The sequence below is a fragment of the Caniella muris genome, from assembly GCF_943193035.1.
In the GTDB taxonomy this organism is placed as follows: Bacteria; Actinomycetota; Coriobacteriia; order Coriobacteriales; family Atopobiaceae; genus Granulimonas; species Granulimonas faecalis.
On record NZ_CALPCK010000002.1, the window covers coordinates 110,463 to 127,462 of the forward strand.

The following is a 17,000-nucleotide window of genomic DNA, read 5'->3' on the forward strand; positions in this document are numbered from 1 at the left end:
AAACGACAGTCAATCTACCAGCTATTATTCAAATATGGGGTCAACAGAGCCGTATCTTTTGACGGATAGAGCCGGTTGAAAAGCGCTGTGATACGCAATTCTATTCACGGATTCACGCACTCTACCAGCGACTTCCTACCCGTGTTCCCCTATCCGGCCTATGATGCATAGGATTGCGGGTGCATACTGTTTCTATGCAGTGAAAGGGAGGCACCGCGTCCTACCTCGGTATTCGTCTTTACCGTACTCTGGGACCCACCGACGGGCACAGGGCCCGTCCCGTCTGGATGCGAAGGAGCAGCCATGAACGACCAGAACACCTCCCCGGTGCGCCAGTCCTCGACGAACGGCGGGCTGCCCAAGCGCACCGCCCCCGGCTTCCTCACCCGCCGCGGCTTCCTCGCCGCCGGCGCCCTCACCGCCGCCGTCACGGCCCTCGCGGGCTGCGGCACCGCCCCCGACGGCGCCCAGGCCGAGGCCACCGAGGGCGGCTCCGGCACCACCCTGCGTGTGGGCATGGAGGCGGCCTACGCCCCCTACAACTGGCAGGCCACCGAGGAGACCGAGTTCACCATCCCCATCGAGAACGTCTCCGGCGCCTACGCCGACGGCTACGACGTCCAGATCGCCAAGCGCGTGGCCGAGGCCCTCGGCGCCGAGCCCGTGGCCGTGAAGCTCTCCTTCGACGGCCTGGTGGACGCCCTCAACAACGGCCAGATCGACGTCATCATCGCCGGCATGAGCGACACGCCGGAGCGCCGCCAGTCCATCGACTTCTCCGACCCCTACATCGAGGACAGCATCGGCATCTTCGTCATGAAGGGCTCGCCCTACGAGAGCGCCACCTCCCTGGCCGACTTCGCCGGCGCCACCGTCATGGGCCAGAAGGCCACCCTCTACGACGACGTCATCGGCGAGGAGATGCCCGACTCCGTCCATGCCAACCCCGTGGACACCATGCCGGCCGTCCTCGCCCAGCTCGCCCAGGGTGCCGTCGACGCGGTCACCTACCCCAAGATGAACGAGGAGGGCTACATGCGCTCCAACGAGAACCTCGTTCCCATCCAGTTTGCCGAGGGCAAGGGTTTTGCCACCACCAACCCCGCCTCGGTGGGCTACGCCAAGGGCTATGAGAAGGCCGACGCCGTGAACGACGCCGTGAACGCCATCTCCGACACCGAGCGCCAGGAGATCTGGACGGCCGCCTGCGACCGTCAGCCCGCCTAGCCCAGGCTGCTCGGCCATCCAGGCCACCTGCCTTTGAGAGCGCCGGACGCCCGAGGTGCGTCCGGCGCTCCTTCGCCATCGATAAGGAGCGACTATGGCACTTGGAGTACCCGATCCCAGGCTCGAGGAGGCCGTCCTCGGCGAGGAGGAAAACCTCCACCCCTATGCCGAGCCCCTGCCCGAGGGGGCCGGCTTCTTCCGCCGCCTGGCCCACTTCGTCAAGAGCGACCATCCCTACGTGCTGCTCGGCACGAGCGCCGTGGCCGCCTTTTCGCTTGCCTGCACGGCCACCTTGCCGCTCGGGGCGGCCGGGAGCGCGCTCACCGTTGTGTGCCTTGCCTGGCTCGTGTTCTCGGCCGTGGCGCTCGTGGCCAAGGCGGTCCTGCGCGGCGCCTACCGCAGCCGGTGCCCGCTGGCCCGCGTTTCGCTGAGAAAGCCCTTGCGCTATCTCAGCTACCTTGTGTGGGCCTGCGCCGTAGCGCTGTTCTGCCTGGGACCCGTGGCCCACTTCGTGGCCCTCTGCCAGGGCGCCATCGCCAGCTCCACCAATCCTTCTGGCTTTCTCGAGAGTGCCGTCTACATGCTCTACAACGGTCGCCAGCTCTTTGTCACCGGCGTGACCACCACCATCGAGCTGGCCCTTTTCGGCACGGTCATCGCCTTCTTCCTGGCCCTGCTCCTCGTGTTCCTGCGCATCCAGACCCCCGACCGCGGCGAGAACGACGCCGTGCGGTTCTTCAAGGCCGTGGGTGCAGGTTTCGCCCGCCTCTACTCCACCGTGGTGCGCGGCACCCCCATGATGGTGCAGGGCGCCATCGTCTACTTCGCCGGCCTCGCGGTGTTTCGCTCCATGGGCTGGGAGACCGCCCAGATCAACGCCGTGTGGTCGCCGTTCTGGGCCGGTCTCGTCACCATCAGCCTCAACTCCACCGCCTACATGATGGAGGTGCTGCGCGGCGGCATCGAGGCCGTGGACCCCGGCCAGCTCGAGGCGGCCCGCTCCCTGGGCCTCTCCCAGTGGCAGGCCATGCGCAAGGTGGTCTTTCCCCAGGGCGTCAAGAACTCCGTCCCGGCCCTGTCCAACGAGCTGATCGTCAACATCAAGGACTCCTCGGTGCTGTCCATCATCGGCGTGTTCGACCTCATGTTCGCCACCACCAGCGTCATCGGCATCTACTACAAGGGCCTCGAGGCCTACTGCATCGCCGCGGTGGTCTACCTGATCCTCACCATGGCGTTCTCCAAGGTCCTCACCATGCTCGCCGCCCGCCTCGATGTGGAGGCCCCGGGCCCCGTGGGCTCCACCACCGATCCCGCCGCCGCGCCCGCCCGCGCGCGCCAGTCCTAAGGAGGGGCGACCATGACCGCAGCCGACACCCCCAACGCCGCCCAGGCGCCGCTCATCTCGGTCCAGGGCCTGCGCAAGTCCTTCGGCTCCCACGAGGTGCTCAAGGGCATCGACCTCGACGTGGCCCCGGGAGAGGTGCTCACCATCATCGGCGCCTCGGGGTCGGGCAAGTCCACGCTCCTGCGCTGCCTCAACCTCCTCGAGACCCCCGATGCCGGCCACGTGTGGTTCGGCGGCCAGGACCTCATGGCCCCCGAGACCAACGTCAACGCCCTGCGCGCCGACATCGGCATGGTGTTCCAGGGGTTCAACCTCTTCAACAACCTCGACGTGCTCGACAACTGCACCCTGGCCCCGGTGACCCTGGGCAAGCTCAAGAAGGAGGAGGCCGAGAAGGTGGCCCTCGACCACCTGGCCTCCGTGGGCCTGGCGGACTTCGCCCACGCCGACTCCAAGCGCCTCTCCGGCGGTCAGAAGCAGCGCGTGGCCATCGCCCGCGCCCTCTGCATGAACCCGCAGATCATGCTCTTCGACGAGCCCACGAGCGCCCTCGACCCCGAGATCGTGGGCGAGGTGCTCGAGGTCATGCGCAAGCTGGCCGAGGGCGGCATGACCATGGTGGTGGTCACCCACGAGATGGCCTTCGCCAAGAACGTGAGCGACCGCGTGGTCTTCATGGACCAGGGTGTCATCGCCGAGCAGGGCACGCCGGAGAAGATCTTCGGCGACCCCGAGCAGCCCCGCACCCGCGAGTTCCTGGCCCGCTACCTCGACGACTAGCCGCGCGTGACAGGGGGCCGGGCCCATCTGTCACTTCGCCTGTTTGACTTATGAATACAAGGGTCGACGGTGCGGCCCGGGGTGTGCGGAGTCGGCGCACCCCGGGCCGCTCATCTGTCCAAACGGACCATTGGCATAAATACGCAATCTGCTAATGAATCAAATAGAAAAACATGATTGAGTATTGAGGGAAGGGAAGGAGCGAAGATGCGGTCACTTGATTCGATGCGCCTGTATGTATTTGGTCCCTCCTCCGAATCCCGATCGGTCTAGCGTCATGGATCGGCAAGGAATCGTCGAGTGGGTGCGCGACCGTCTCGACCGGCTGAACCCGGTGTCCCCGCGCCTGAGGCCCCTGCGCCTTGCCTGGGGCGCCGCCCTCGTCGCGGCCACGGCGGTCATGGTCTCCGGTTTCGTCTGGTACCCGCTCGTGCGGGCGGCTGCGGGGGACCTGGCGGCAGACCGCCTCTTCTCGACGGTGTGCGAGGTCTTCTTCTGCGTCTCCGTGGCCACGCTCGTGGCCCGACCCCTTTTCAAGCGGCTTTCGTAGGGGCGTTCCGCGGCCTTGGGCCGGGCTTTCCCTCCCGCCCTGGCTTCGGCTCCCCCAAAGCGTATGCTGGTGGGCAGCAACTGCACCTTTGGTACGAGGAGGGCCATGGCCACGCGGATCATCACGTCCCGCCACGTCTTCGACGGGCTGGGGGACCGCACGCGCCCCGCCGCCGTGGTGGTGGACGGCGACCGCATCGTGGCCGTGGTGGACCCGGACCACGCCCACCTGTACCGGGACGCCTCCACGGAGGTCGAGGACTGGGGCGATGCCTTCGTCTGCGCCGGCTTCCACGACGCCCACCAGCACGTGTTCCACTCGGCCCTTTTCCCCTCGGCCCTCGCCATGGAGTACTGCGGCACCTCCGAGGCCGACTGCGCCGCCCGCATGTACGACTTTGCCAAGGACCGCCCCTGGGGCACCTGGGCCCTCTCTCACGGCTGGCGCGACATGCTTTGGGACCCGCCCATCGCCCCCACGCGCCTCTCGCTCGACGCCTACTTCCCCACGACGCCCGCGGCCATGTACTCCGGCGACTCCCACACCCTCTGGCTCAACACCTGCGCCATGCGCGAGCTGGGCATCGACGAGGACACCGAGCCCCCGGCCGGCGGCTCCTTCGACCGCGACGAGAACGGCCGTCTCACCGGCGTGTTCCGCGAGGGCGCCGGCATGTACTACGTGGCCCGGGTGCTGGAGTCGCTGCCCAGGGAGCAGCTCCGCCAGGTGTTCCGTGACTGGCTCCACGAGCTCAACCGCCGCGGCGTCACCTCGGTGTGCGACATGGGCCTCTCGGCCATCCCCGGTTGCGACGCCGTGCTCGACGACGTGTGGTCGGACCTCGACGCCGCCGGCGAGCTCACCGTGCGCGGGCACCTGTTCCCCACGCTGCCCCTCGACGGCGACCTCTCCCGTATCGAGCGCCTGCAGTCCGAGCTCACAGGCCCCATGCTGCGCGCCCCCGGCGTCAAGCAGTTCTTCGACGGGGTGAGCAGCGCCCACACGGCGTGGCTGCTGGAGCCCTACGCCAACCCGCGCTTCCCCGGCGACTGCGGCCACCCTGCCATCCCCGCCGAGCAGATGCGCTCCATCGTGCTCAGGGCAGCCGAGGCCGGCATCGCCGTGCGCATCCACACCATCGGCGACGCCGCCGTGCACGAGGGCGTCTCCATCTTCGAGGAGGCGAAGGAGCGCTTCGGTGCGCCTGCCCAGGGGCGCAACTGCCTCGAGCACATCGAGAACCTCGAGCGGGCCGATGTGGCCCGCATGCGCGACGCCGCCGTCGTGGCGTCCGTGCAGCCCCAGCACATCGTCATCGACGTCACGCAGCCGGCCCGCGACCTCGGCGAGGAGCGCGCCTCCTTCATGTGGCCGTTCCGCACCTACCTGGACAGCGGTGTGCCCATGGCCTTTGGCACCGACGCCCCCTGCGTGCCCTGCGACCCCGCCGCCATCGTCCACGACGCCGTGACGCGCCGTGACGCCTCGGGGAACCCCGCGGGCGGCTGGCTGCCCGAGCAGCGCGTGAGCGCCGCCGAGGCCGTGCGCGCCCTCACCCTCGGGGGCGCCGTGGCCGTGGGCCGCGAGCACGAGCTGGGCACCCTGGAGCCGGGCAGGCTCGCCGACCTCGTCGTCATCGACCGCAACCCCCTCTCCGAGAACCCCGACGCCTTCCACGACGCCCGCGTCCTCGCCACCTACGTGGGGGGCCGCAAGGTCTTCGACGGGGTTTGAAGGGACCGGCCGGCCTTGGCCCCCGTCAGGCCGGTCTACGGCTGATGTTCCGGTTGCGGCATGGTTTGAGGAATACCGCTTGCGGGAATCTTAAAAATACTGTTGCAGGGTAATTCATGGGTCCATCGGACCCGTATCCTGTGACGGTACGTTGCATCGTCCGTGATCACAGTGAGGAGATGTGTATGCATTGCAACCGTTGCGGCCACGATAACGACGAGGGCGCCCGATTCTGCAGCAGCTGCGGCAACCCCCTCGACGCCGCCGAGGATACCGGGGCCGCGGAGGACGTCGAGACGACTTCCGTCGACCCGGAGGAGCTCGAGGCCGAGGCCGCGGTGGCCGTGGAGACCCTCGCCGCCGCCGATGCCGGGGCCGCGCCCGTCGAGACCGTCGTCGTGGAGGCGGACGCCGAGGAGGCCGTGGCGGAGAAGCCCGCCGTGCCCGCCGCCGAGGAGGCTGTGGCCGAGGAGGCCGTCATCGCCGAGGAGGCGACCGACGCCGCCCCCGAGAGGCAGCCGCTGCCCGACGCCCCGGGCGCCCCGGTCCCGCCCGACCAGTCCCATCCCGCCGCCGGCCCCGCGCCCGAGGCCCGGCGCCAGACCCCGCCCCCGCCGGTCCAGCCGCCCGCGGGTGCCCCGTCGGCCGGCCCCGTGCCCCCGTCGCAGCCGCCCGTGCCCCCGACGGCCGCCCAGCGCGGGATCCTCGGCCAGGCGTGGCACGACCTCACCGGCTCCCAGGGCTGGTTCGGCCGCGTGGTCGTCCTCATCCTCATGAACCTCGTGCCGGTGCTCGGCTGGTACGTCTCCGGCTACATGCTCCAGTGGGGCGCGTCTGCCGGTGACGGCTCCGAGGGCCTGCCGCGCCGCAGCTTCAGCCGCTCCACCGTCTGGCTGGGCTTCCTCTACGCGGTCCTGGGCCTCATCGGCGCCGTCGCCACCGCCAGCCTGTTCTACGTGGGCGCCGTGCCGGTCCTCGGCCCCATCTTCCTGTTCTGCTGGGCGGTGCTGGTCTCCGTCTACACCACGGTGGCAGGCGTCCGCATGGCCGCCAGGGGCAGCTTCGGCGCCGCGTTCGACCTCTCGGACATCCTCGAGGCCTTCAAGCGCGACCCCTGGGGCGCCATCGTCGCCGTCTTCGTGCCCGGCCTCGCCGCCGGCGCCGTCATCGTCGTGGTGGCCATGCTCGTGCTGACGGGCGCTGCGGGCTCCATGTACGCCAGCAGCTACTACCTGTACTCCGGCTCGTACTACGGCTACGGCCTCGACCCGCTGTCGACGGTGGCCGCCATGCTCGGCATCCTCGGGCCCGCCGTCGTGATCGTGGCCCTGGCCGCCGCCTTCGCGGGCACGTTCGCGCAGCTGTGGTCCGTGCGCGCCGTGGGCGTGTGGATCGACCGCAACGCGCCCCAGTGGAAGCGCGCCCCCCGCGAGGGGCGCGGCATCGGCTTCCGCTCCGAGTAGGGCGGGCGCACAGCACGGGTTCCGGGAGGGGCCGCGCGGTGGGGACGACCCGCCGGGCGGCCCCTCCTCCCGTCCGGGGCGCCGAGGCCCCGCATGTGACGGTCGCAAAGAACCCGGCCAAAGGTGTTGCGGCCCGGCCGCCTACTCGGTGCCGACCCGGCCGTCCACCCACTCCCACAGGACCTCGTCCATGGGGGCCATGAGCACGGGCACGGGGCCGTCGCCGCCCTCGCGGTCGGCGTGCTCCATGGCGGCGAGCAGGGCGTCTTCGGCCGAAAAGCCGTCGACCACCGGGAAATCCGGGCGCGAGAAGGCGTCCATGAGGCCTTCGAGCACCGCCCGTGCCTCCGGGGCGCCCGAGCCCTCCACGAGGGCGCGCACGACGGCCGGCTCGTGGCGGGCGAGCTCCCTGTCCAGGATCGCGGTCGCCCGGGGCGGGAGGTCCGCGGCCGTCTCGACGACGTCGACGACGATGCGGCGAGGGGTGACGGGGGTGTCTTCAGCCACGGAGGTCCTCCTTCTGAGAAACGGTAACCAATTGCCCTTCCCATTGTATAACTGGGATGTAGTTGAAATACTTGGCGTAGGAGCGACCTCGCGCCGTGGGCGGCGCCGCAGCGTTCTCACCTGCAGGGACATTTATCTTCCCTACGAATAATCCTCAGTTTTTGTACTCCCAGCACAATCTGCGCGCCTTCCCGGGGCCCGGCCGCCCCGGCAGGGGGGCGGGGCGGGTCGCGCTACCATGGACCCACGAACCGCCGAGAGGAGCCCCCATGAACCACGGCCTTGTCACCGTCGCCGCCGCGACCCCCGCCATCCACGTCGCCGACGTCGCCTTCAACGTCGTGGCCTGCGTGGAGGAGACCCGCGCGGCCGCCGCCCGCGGCGCCTCCGTGGTGGTGCTCCCCGAGTGCTGCCTCACGGCCTACACCTGCGGCGACCTCTTCCTGCAGGACGCCCTGCTCGACGCCGCCGAGGAGGGTCTGGCCGAGTTCCTGGACCGCACGGCCGACCTCCCCTGCCTCGTGTTCGTGGGCCTGCCCCTCCGCCAGAACGGCAAGCTCCACAACGTCGCCGCCGCCTGCTGCGCGGGCGAGCTCCTCGGCGTCGTGCCCAAGCTCAACATCCCCACCTACAACGAGTTCTACGAGGGCCGCCACTTCGTCGCGGGGCCCGAGGCCTGCGTCGACGCCGAGGTCTGCGGCCGCACCGTGCCCTTCGGCGCGCACCAGCTGTTCTGCTGCCCCGGCATGCCCTTCCTCAAGGTGGGCGTCGAGGTCTGCGAGGACCTCTGGGTGGCCTGCCCGCCCTCCGTGGGCCTCGCCCGGGCCGGCGCCACGGTGGTCTGCAACCTCTCGGCCTCCAACGCCCTCGTGGGCAAGGCCGACTACCGCCGCTCCCTCGTCTCGGGCCAGAGCGCCCGGCTTCTCTGCGCCTACGCCTACGCGAGCTCCGGCTGGGGCGAGTCCACCCAGGACGTGGTCTTCTCCGGCCACGACCTCGTGGCCGAGAACGGCCGCATCCTCTCCGAGGGCCGCCCCTTCGGCGACGGCCGGGCCCTGGCCCAGGTGGACGTCGCCTTCCTCGCCGAGGAGCGCCGGCGCATCTCCACCTGGACGTCCGCCCCGTCGCCCGCGGCCGCCGGCTACCGGGAGGTGCGCCTGCCCGACGCCTTCGCCGAGGCCGTGGCCGCCCCGGCGCCCGTGACCCGCCACGTGGACCCGCACCCCTTCGTGCCCGACGACCCCGCGACCCGTTCGGGGCGCTGCGAGGACATCCTCGACATCCAGGCCCACGGCCTCGCCCAGCGCATGGCCCACACCCGCTCCGCCACGGCGGTGGTGGGGGTCTCCGGCGGCCTGGACTCCACCCTCGCCCTGCTCGTGTGCGCCCGGGCCTTCGACCTCGTGGGGCTCGACCGCGCCGGCATCGTGGCCGTCACCATGCCGGGCTTCGGCACCACCGACCGCACCCACGGCAACGCCCGCGCCATGGCCGACGCCCTGGGCTGCACCCTCCTCGAGGTGCCCATCGCCAGCGCGGTGCGCCAGCATTTCTCCGACATCGGCCACGACGAGGCCGTCCGCGACGTCACCTACGAGAACTCCCAGGCCCGCGAGCGCACCCAGATCCTCATGGACCTCGCCAACCAGCGCGGCGGCCTGGTGATCGGCACCGGCGACCTCTCGGAGCTCGCCCTCGGCTGGGCCACCTACAACGGTGACCACATGTCCATGTACGGTGTGAACGCCGGCGTGCCCAAGACGCTCGTGCGCCACCTCGTGGCCCACGTGGCCCGCACCTGCGGGGACGCGGGCCTCTCCGCCGTACTCGACGACGTGCTCGACACCCCGGTCTCCCCGGAGCTCCTGCCCGCCGGGGAGGACGGCACCATCGCCCAGCGCACCGAGGACCTCGTGGGCCCCTACGAGCTCCACGACTTCTTCCTCTACGCGGTGCTCCGCCAGGCCTTCCCGCCGGCCAAGGTGTTCGCCCTGGCCTGCCGGGCGTTCGTGGACCAGGAGCTCGAGGCCGGCCGCGAGCCCGCCTTCGACCGCGCCACGGTCCTCCGCTGGCTGCAGACGTTCTACCGCCGGTTCTTCTCCCAGCAGTTCAAGCGCAGCTGCCTGCCGGACGGCCCCAAGGTGGGGTCCGTGGCCGTGTCGCCCCGCGGCGACCTCCGCATGCCCAGCGACGCCTCGGCGGCCCTGTGGGTGACCCAGGCCGAGGCCCTCGAGGCCTGAGGCCGCGACCCCTCCGTGCACGATCGGTGACGGCCCACGCCGCCCCCGCCGCCGCAGGTTAACGGACACCACGCACCGGGTACAGCGACCTAGAGCCTGACCCGGCGCCGCCTTACGTGATGGCTGCGTTGGTGGATAATCTAAGTCTGAGCGATGAAGATTTCCTCATGGACCTTGCCCTAGGTCCATGGGCTGGCTAGGATACTTCGTGTCAGAACACACCCCGCACTCAGGCGGGGGCGCCGAGAAGGCGCACGCAGAAGGAGGAACCGCTATGAATCTCAAGCCGCTGGGTGACCGCGTCCTCGTGAAGCCCGCCCCCAAGGAGGAGAAGACCTCCACCGGTCTCTACATCTCCTCGGGCGCCCAGGAGAAGCCCCAGAAGGGCGAGGTCGTCGCCGTGGGCGAGGGCCGTCGCGACGACTCCGGCAACCGCATCCCGGTCGACGTCAAGGTGGGCGACCAGGTCTTCTATGGCAAGTTCGGTGGCAACGAGATCAAGGTCGACGGCGAGGAGTACCTGCTCCTCCGCGGCGACGACATCTACGCCATCATCGAGGGCTAACCCCTCCCGTCACGCACCATCTGCACCCAAACCCTCACAGGAGGTACGCATACCATGGCTAAGAACATCAAGTTCGGCACCGACGCCCGCGCCAAGCTCGCCGCCGGCGTGAACACCCTGGCCGACGCCGTGACCACCACCATGGGCCCCAAGGGCCGCTACGTGGCCCTTCAGCGCCCCTACGGCGCCCCCACCATCACCAACGACGGCGTCTCCGTTGCCAAGGAGATCGAGCTCAAGGACCCCGTGGAGAACATGGGCGCCCAGCTGGTGAAGGAGGTCGCCACCAAGACCAACGACACCGTGGGTGACGGCACCACCACCGCCACGCTGCTGGCCCAGGTCATCGTCAACGAGGGCCTCCGCAACGTCGCCGCCGGCGCCAACCCCCTGGCCATCCGCCGCGGCATCGACCACGCCGTGGACGCCGTCGTGGACGAGATGAAGAAGGCCGCCACGCCCGTCTCCACCAAGGCGCAGATCGCCTCCGTGGGTACCATCTCCGCCGCCGACCCCCAGATCGGTGAGAAGATCGCCGACGCCATGGAGGTCGTGGGCAAGGACGGCGTCATCACCGTCGAGGAGTCCCAGACCTTCGGCATCGAGATCGAGACCGTGGAGGGTATGCAGTTCGACAAGGGCTACATCTCCCCGTACTTCGCCACGGACAACGAGACCATGGTCTGCGAGATGAAGAACCCCTACATCCTCATGACCGACCAGAAGGTCTCCAACATCCAGGACATCCTGCCGGTGCTCGAGGCCGTGCAGAAGAGCGGCTCCGCCCTGCTCATCATCGCCGAGGACGTCGACGGCGAGGCCCTGGCCACCCTCATCCTCAACAAGCTCCGCGGCACCCTCAACGTCTGCGCCGTCAAGGCCCCGGGCTACGGCGACCGCCGCAAGCGCATGCTCGAGGACATCGCCGTCGTGACCGGCGGCCAGGTGGCCATGGAGGAGCTCGGCATCAAGCTCGCCGACACCACCGCCGAGATGCTCGGCCGCGCCAAGAGCGTCAAGGTCACCAAGGACAACACCACCATCGTGGGCGGCGAGGGCGACAAGGGCGCCATCGACGACCGCATCGCCCAGATCAAGGGCGAGATCGAGCACACCGACTCCGACTTCGACGTCGAGAAGCTCAAGGAGCGCCTGGCCAAGCTCGCCGGCGGCGTGGCCGTCCTGAAGGTGGGCGCCGCCACCGAGGTGGAGCTCAAGGAGATCAAGCACCGCATCGAGGACGCCCTCCAGGCCACCCGTGCGGCCGTGGAGGAGGGCATCGTCGCCGGCGGCGGTGTGGCGTTCCTCGACGCCTCCGAGTCGCTCGCCGACGTCGAGACCTCCGACATGGACGAGAAGATCGGCGTGGACATCGTCGCCAAGGCCCTGGCCGCTCCCGTGAAGACCATCGCCGACAACGCCGGCTTCGAGGGCGCCGTCGTGGTGGAGAAGGTGCGCGGCATGGAGAAGGGCCACGGCCTCGACTCCGCCACCGGCGAGTACGGCGACATGATCGAGATGGGCGTGCTCGACCCCGTCAAGGTCGCCCGCGTGACCCTGCAGAACGCCGCCTCCGTGGCCGGCCTCTTCCTCATCACCGAGGCCACCGTCACCGACGAGCCCAAGGACACCACCATCGAGGAGGCCATCTCCGCGGCCGCTGCCCAGGGCGGCCAGGGCGGCATGTACTAAGCCGTACGGCACCCCGACAAAGCGCCTGACAGAAGGGCGGTCCGTCCCAGCGACGGGCCGCCCTTCTCTGTGGGGGCAGGGTGTGCGGAGGGATCTGGCCGCGCTATCCTCTGGCGTAGGCCCGCACCGTCACCGGAGGTCCCCCATGGCTCCCATGCCCCGCATCCGCCTCGCCACGCCGCAAGACGCCGTGAGGGCCCTCTGCGTCTACGCCCCCTACGTGCGGGGGACCGCCGTCTCCTTCGAGTACGACGTGCCCACCGCAGCGGAGTTTTCCGAACGCATCCGGGCCATCCTCGAGCAGGGGTACCCCTTTCTGGTGGCCGAGGAGGGCTCCGCCGTGGTGGGCTACGCCTCGCTCCGCCCGTTCGTCGGCCGCGAGGCCTACCGCCACAACGCCGAGACCACCATCTACCTCCACATGGGTGCCCGGGGGCGGGGAGTGGGCCGCGCGCTCTACCGCGCCCTGGAGGACGAGGCCCGGGCCCGAGACATCCTCGCCCTCGAGGCCTGCATCGGGGTGCCGCGGGAGCCCGACGACCCCTATCTCACCGACGCCTCGGTGAGGTTCCACAGGGCCATGGGCTATCGTGAGGTGGGCCGTTTCGAGGCCTGCGGCCGCAAGTTCGACCGCTGGTACGACATGGTGTGGATGGAGAAGCGCCTGGCCGAGCCGTACTAGGGGGGGTCGGGGCCGGCCCGCACCACCGTGGCGCCCTTTTCACCCCAAAACGGCAAAACGTCGCACCACGGTGGCGCGCCATGCCTGGAATCGCACCACCGTGGCGCGCGTTGCCGACCCAAACGGCCAAACACCGCACCGCGGTAGTACGTTCCTCCGGCGGCGGGGCCTGCGGCCGAGATCGCCTCAGAGAAAGAGCAGGCTGAGGAGAACGAACAACAGGCTCACGCCTGCGTCGAAGGTTCGGCCGCGCTTCCTCTCGTCATACCAGTCGAACAAGAAGACGGCCACGACATTGAGGCCACTCAGGAGGACGAGGGCCGAGTGGCTGATGATTCCGAACCCGTAGTACAGAACCCCCAGGCCCACACATACCGCCGCGACGACGAGGCTTTCCCACGAGATGTAGCCCTCGTCCCACCAGAGCCTGAGCTTCGACATCACGGTATTTCGAGGCATTGCGAATCCGATCTATCGGGAAAAATTAAGGAATAAACCACTCGCTGCAAACGCCATGTGAGACGAGTGTCGGGTAAAGGGTCGGGCCATAAAACCGTGAAAAACAAAACAATGGCCTCAGGTTGCAAAACGGCGTTGTGGCCCGAGGGGGAGGTGCGATAGTCTTGGAATAGTTGAGGGGGAACCATGCAGAGAATTCTCTATATCGAGGACGACGACTCCCTGCGGGGTGCCGTGAGGCTGGTGCTGGAGAATGCGGGCTACGAGGTGGTAGCCCAACCTGATGGAGCGCGGCTTCTCGAGGCGCTTTCCCGTGGGGAAGAAGTCGGCTACCACCTTATCCTGCTCGATATGGGGCTCCCCAAGCTGGACGGCACGGCGCTGCTCCTCCGCGTTCGAGAGCGGTCCTGCGTGCCGGTGCTGGCCCTGTCGGGCCAAGACGACGAGCTGTCCGTCATCGACGCCCTGGCCAATGGCTGCGACGACTATCTGACCAAGCCCGTGCGCCCGGCGCTCCTCCTTGCCAAGGTGGCGGCCCTCCTGCGACGGGCGCGCTTTGAAGGCGAGGGCGACGGCGCAAAGAGGCCGAGGGTCCTCGAGCTGGGCAACGTGCGGTGCGGGAAGGGGGAGTGCCGCATCGGCGGCGTGCCCGTCGCCCTCACGCCGACGGAGCTGGAGCTGCTGCGCTACTACTTGGCGCGCCCCGACAAGACCGCCCCCCGCTCCCAGCTCCTGCTCGATGTGTGGGGCCTCCCAGACGGCGTCGAGAGCCGCACCGTGGACGAGATGACCAGGCGGTTGAGGCGCAAGCTCGAGTCGGCGGGGGCCTCGGTCTCCTTGAGGTCGGTCTGGGGCGTGGGGTATCGCCTCGAGGGCCCCTGCGAAAAGACGTGAGGGTCCGATGGCGTCGTGGCGTGCAAGCCTTTCGGCAGGTTTGACCCGTTATCTGCTCGCCGGGGCGGCCTTGTGCTCGGCGTTGTACGTCGTGGGGCTTCTCGGTTTTGCGGGCGCCGCCCATGGTGCCCTCTCGGGCGATCCCGGGCCGTTTCTCGACACGGAGGTGCGGTCGGTGCCCGTCGAGGAGGCGTCCCGGATGGGCCGGTCCGGCCGCGAGGGAGCCGGCCCCTATCTGGCCGACTTCTTCGCCGAGGTTGCGGAGGCCGGTCTACGGCCTGACGCCGGAGGCCCGCACACCTATAGGGCGGGGGACAGCCTCGTGTTCTACCGGGTGGTCCAAACGGGGGCCTCCGGCGTCGAGATCCGCTTCCTCGACTGCCATGAGGCGTTGCGGCTCCTTCGTGCCGTCAAGCTCGCTGCCGTCACGGCGCTGCTCGCATCCTTCGCCGCGTTTGCGGCCCTGGGCCGAAGGCTTGTCGGGGCCGTGGAGGGGAGGCAGGCCCTTTCCGACGAGATCGCGGGACGCCTGCTCCATGACGTGAAAACGCCCCTGGCCGCCTTGCTGGCTTCGGGCGAGGGGGCCGCCCCGGGTGCGGCGACGTGCCCGGAGGGTGCGCTCGACGAGCTCGCCGACGCGTTCGATCGCCTGCTTCTCCTGGGTGGCCCCTCCGGCGGCGATCCGTGTGCGACGGATGCCCGGGAGGTCGTCCTCGATGCGGCGCGCCTTGTGGACCGGGATGCGGAGGGGCCGGGCGGCCGCTTGGCGGTGGACGCCCCCGAGCCCGCCCGGGTCGTGTGCGACGGGCGGTGCGTCGCGGCCGTGCTTTACTGCGTGGCCAAGGCGGCGTTGGCGGAGGCGGACGGATGCGTGCGGCTTTTCGCCCGTTCGGGCACGGCCGTGTCGCTGGGGGTCTCGTGGGAGGTCGCAGCCGGGGTCCCGGGAAACGAGACGCTGGCACCCCTGCTCGAGCGCCTTCCCGCAGCGGAGGCGTGCGCGGTGGAGGCCGAGACGGCCGCCCGCCGTCGCCGGGTGTCGTTCGTCTGCCCCCTTTCGCGCGCCTGACCCGCGCCCGCCCTCCTGCGCCCCGCCCGCCTCGTGCGCCCGAAAGCGGGTAGGGATGCCCTCGGCCGCTCTCAGGGGCAGGGTCGGACGCATAAAATGAGGGTCGACAAGCCCGCGTCCCGAAGGAGCCCCCATGGCCTGCTCCCACCCGCACAACCAGCCCATCAACGACCAGTGCTTCGTCTGCGGCTTCGACAACCCCGCCGGGCTCGAGGCCCAGTTCGTGGAGCGCGACGACGAGCCCGGCCGCGTGGTGGGCCTCTTCACGCCCAAGCCCATCCACCAGAGCTACCCCGGCCGCCTCCACGGCGGCGTGGCGGCGGCCATGTGCGACGAGACCATCGGCCGCGCCTTCATCACCGACCACCCCGACCAGTGGGGCGTCACCATGGAACTCAAGCTGCGCTACCGCAAGCCCACGCCCATCGGCGAGCCCCTGGAGGTGGTGGGCGTCATCACCAAGGTGACCCGGCGCACCTTCGAGGGCACCTGCGAGTTGCGCCGGCAGGACGGCACCGTGTGCGTGACCGCCGAGGCCACCTATATGATCCTTCCCGTGGAGCGCATCGTCGGCGAGTGTTCCGACGAGGGGTCCTACGTGTGGGAGGACGACGGCCGCCCCGTGCCCGACGGGGAGTGATTGTGGCCCACTTGTAACTCAGCTTTCATTCAGAGTATATTCACAGGGATGATTATGAGGAGCAAGTGGGGGAGGGGCCGTGGGCAAGCCTGCCATGGACGATGGGACGATCAGCGCCTTCTGTGAGACGGTCGCCCTGCTCATGGCGGCCGGCATTCAGACCGACGAGGCCGTGGCCATGGTGGCCGAGGACGCCGCGGACGGCCTGAGGCCCGTCTACCGCACCATGTACGACAGGCTCGCCCAGGGCGCCACGCTGGCCCAGGCCATGGCGGCCTCCAAGGCGTTCCCCGCCTACGTCCAGGTCATGGCGGCCCAGGGGGCGCGCATGGGGCGCCTCGAGGAGACCCTTCTCGCCCTGGCCCGCCGCTACGGCGACGAGGCCCGCCTCCTCGACCGCCTGCGCACGGGCCTCGGGTACCCCGCGGCCCTGCTCTGCGTGATGTCGGTGGTCCTGGGCTTCACCGTCATGGGGGTCCTACCGGTCTTCACCGACGTCTACGAGAGCCTGTCGGGCAGCCTCACCGAGGGGTCGTTCTCTCAGGTGGCGACCGCCATGGCCGTGGGCTGGGCGGCCCTGGCGGCCACGGTGGCGGCCGCGGCGGCATCCCTCGCGGCGGTGGCCATGACGGGCAGCCCCCGGGGCCGCGCCCGGCTCACGGCCCTCCTCGAGCGGTTCCCGCCCACCCGCGAGGCCGCCTACGGCCTCGCCCTGTCGCGCATGGTGGCGGCCCTCGCCACCGGCATCTCGGCCGGCGTGAACGCCGACGACGCCATGGCAGACGCCGTCTCGGGGGTGGAGCACCCGGTGCTCGCCGCCCGCGCCCGCGCCGCCCTCGACCTCATGGTCGACCCCCGCGACCCCGAGGGGCTCATCCCTGCCCTGGTCAAGGCGCGGGTGGTCGACCCCGTCTACGCGCGCCTCCTGGGCGCCACCGCCCGCACCGGGGCCCTGGACGAGACCCTTGACGACCTCTCCCGGGACCTCGCCGACGAGGCCACCGGGTCCCTCATGGCCGCCATCGACGGCGTGGAGCCCGTGCTCTCGGCGTTCCTCTCGGTGGCCGTGGGCGCCACCCTCCTGGCCGTGATGCTGCCCCTCGTGGGCGTCATGGCCTCCCTCGCCTGATCCCTGCCCGCCCCGTCGACCGTC

16 protein-coding genes are annotated in these 17,000 nt (G+C 69.8%); 14 read left to right on the forward strand and 2 right to left on the reverse strand.

The window, feature by feature from the left end; genetic code table 11:
- The first annotated feature begins 303 nt into the window (after positions 1–303).
- The 6 genes from NFR49_RS07555 to NFR49_RS07580 all read left to right on the forward strand — a co-directional run bounded on the left by NFR49_RS07555 (position 304) and on the right by NFR49_RS07580 (position 7,102).
- Positions 304–1,227, forward strand: coding sequence for a transporter substrate-binding domain-containing protein (locus NFR49_RS07555; RefSeq protein WP_251159034.1), 924 nt, complete (start codon positions 304–306; stop codon positions 1,225–1,227).
- 94 nt (positions 1,228–1,321) lie between these two features.
- Complete coding sequence (locus tag NFR49_RS07560) at positions 1,322–2,575, forward strand: amino acid ABC transporter permease (protein ID WP_251159035.1); 1,254 nt, start codon at positions 1,322–1,324, stop codon at positions 2,573–2,575.
- Positions 2,576–2,587: 12 nt separating this feature from the next.
- Positions 2,588–3,355 carry an amino acid ABC transporter ATP-binding protein gene (locus tag NFR49_RS07565; RefSeq protein ID WP_251159036.1) on the forward strand — a complete coding sequence of 256 codons (768 nt, stop codon included), beginning with the start codon at positions 2,588–2,590 and terminating at the stop codon, positions 3,353–3,355.
- Between the two features lie 277 nt (positions 3,356–3,632).
- Complete coding sequence (locus tag NFR49_RS07570; RefSeq protein ID WP_251159037.1) at positions 3,633–3,905, forward strand: hypothetical protein; 273 nt, start codon at positions 3,633–3,635, stop codon at positions 3,903–3,905.
- Between the two features lie 105 nt (positions 3,906–4,010).
- Entirely contained in the window at positions 4,011–5,639 is a 1,629-nt protein-coding gene (locus tag NFR49_RS07575) for an amidohydrolase (protein ID WP_251159038.1), read from the forward strand.
- A 185-nt stretch (positions 5,640–5,824) separates the two neighbouring features.
- Positions 5,825–7,102 (forward strand): zinc-ribbon domain-containing protein, encoded by a 1,278-nt coding sequence (locus NFR49_RS07580; RefSeq protein ID WP_251159039.1) that lies wholly within the window; start codon positions 5,825–5,827, stop codon positions 7,100–7,102.
- A gap of 141 nt (positions 7,103–7,243) precedes the next feature.
- Here NFR49_RS07580 and NFR49_RS07585 read toward each other — a convergent pair whose 3' ends face one another.
- Entirely contained in the window at positions 7,244–7,609 is a 366-nt protein-coding gene (locus NFR49_RS07585; RefSeq protein WP_251159040.1) for a hypothetical protein, read from the reverse strand.
- Between the two features lie 269 nt (positions 7,610–7,878).
- Between NFR49_RS07585 and NFR49_RS07590 the strand changes: the two genes are divergently transcribed.
- From NFR49_RS07590 to NFR49_RS07605, 4 genes are all read left to right on the forward strand, one after another.
- Positions 7,879–9,849: an NAD(+) synthase gene (locus tag NFR49_RS07590; protein WP_251159041.1), complete on the forward strand. Its 1,971-nt coding sequence runs from the start codon at positions 7,879–7,881 to the stop codon at positions 9,847–9,849.
- A 274-nt stretch (positions 9,850–10,123) separates the two neighbouring features.
- Positions 10,124–10,414 carry a co-chaperone GroES gene (locus NFR49_RS07595; protein WP_135978179.1) on the forward strand — a complete coding sequence of 97 codons (291 nt, stop codon included), beginning with the start codon at positions 10,124–10,126 and terminating at the stop codon, positions 10,412–10,414.
- A 54-nt stretch (positions 10,415–10,468) separates the two neighbouring features.
- Positions 10,469–12,106: a chaperonin GroEL gene (gene groL / locus NFR49_RS07600; RefSeq protein ID WP_251159042.1), complete on the forward strand. Its 1,638-nt coding sequence runs from the start codon at positions 10,469–10,471 to the stop codon at positions 12,104–12,106.
- 145 nt (positions 12,107–12,251) lie between these two features.
- Positions 12,252–12,788 carry a GNAT family N-acetyltransferase gene (locus NFR49_RS07605; RefSeq protein ID WP_251159043.1) on the forward strand — a complete coding sequence of 179 codons (537 nt, stop codon included), beginning with the start codon at positions 12,252–12,254 and terminating at the stop codon, positions 12,786–12,788.
- 186 nt (positions 12,789–12,974) lie between these two features.
- Here NFR49_RS07605 and NFR49_RS07610 read toward each other — a convergent pair whose 3' ends face one another.
- Entirely contained in the window at positions 12,975–13,232 is a 258-nt protein-coding gene (locus NFR49_RS07610) for a hypothetical protein (protein ID WP_251159044.1), read from the reverse strand.
- 201 nt (positions 13,233–13,433) lie between these two features.
- Here NFR49_RS07610 and NFR49_RS07615 point away from each other — a divergent pair, with 201 nt between their 5' ends.
- The 4 genes from NFR49_RS07615 (at position 13,434) to NFR49_RS07630 (ending at position 16,976) form a co-directional block, all read left to right on the forward strand.
- Complete coding sequence (locus NFR49_RS07615; RefSeq protein WP_251159045.1) at positions 13,434–14,141, forward strand: response regulator transcription factor; 708 nt, start codon at positions 13,434–13,436, stop codon at positions 14,139–14,141.
- Between the two features lie 7 nt (positions 14,142–14,148).
- Entirely contained in the window at positions 14,149–15,207 is a 1,059-nt protein-coding gene (locus NFR49_RS07620; protein WP_251159046.1) for a hypothetical protein, read from the forward strand.
- Between the two features lie 133 nt (positions 15,208–15,340).
- Positions 15,341–15,847 carry a PaaI family thioesterase gene (locus NFR49_RS07625; protein ID WP_251159047.1) on the forward strand — a complete coding sequence of 169 codons (507 nt, stop codon included), beginning with the start codon at positions 15,341–15,343 and terminating at the stop codon, positions 15,845–15,847.
- Positions 15,848–15,926: 79 nt separating this feature from the next.
- The gene (locus NFR49_RS07630; RefSeq protein ID WP_251159048.1) at positions 15,927–16,976 is read left to right on the forward strand and encodes a type II secretion system F family protein; all 1,050 of its coding nucleotides are present in this window, start codon (positions 15,927–15,929) and stop codon (positions 16,974–16,976) included.
- Positions 16,977–17,000: the final 24 nt, after the last annotated feature.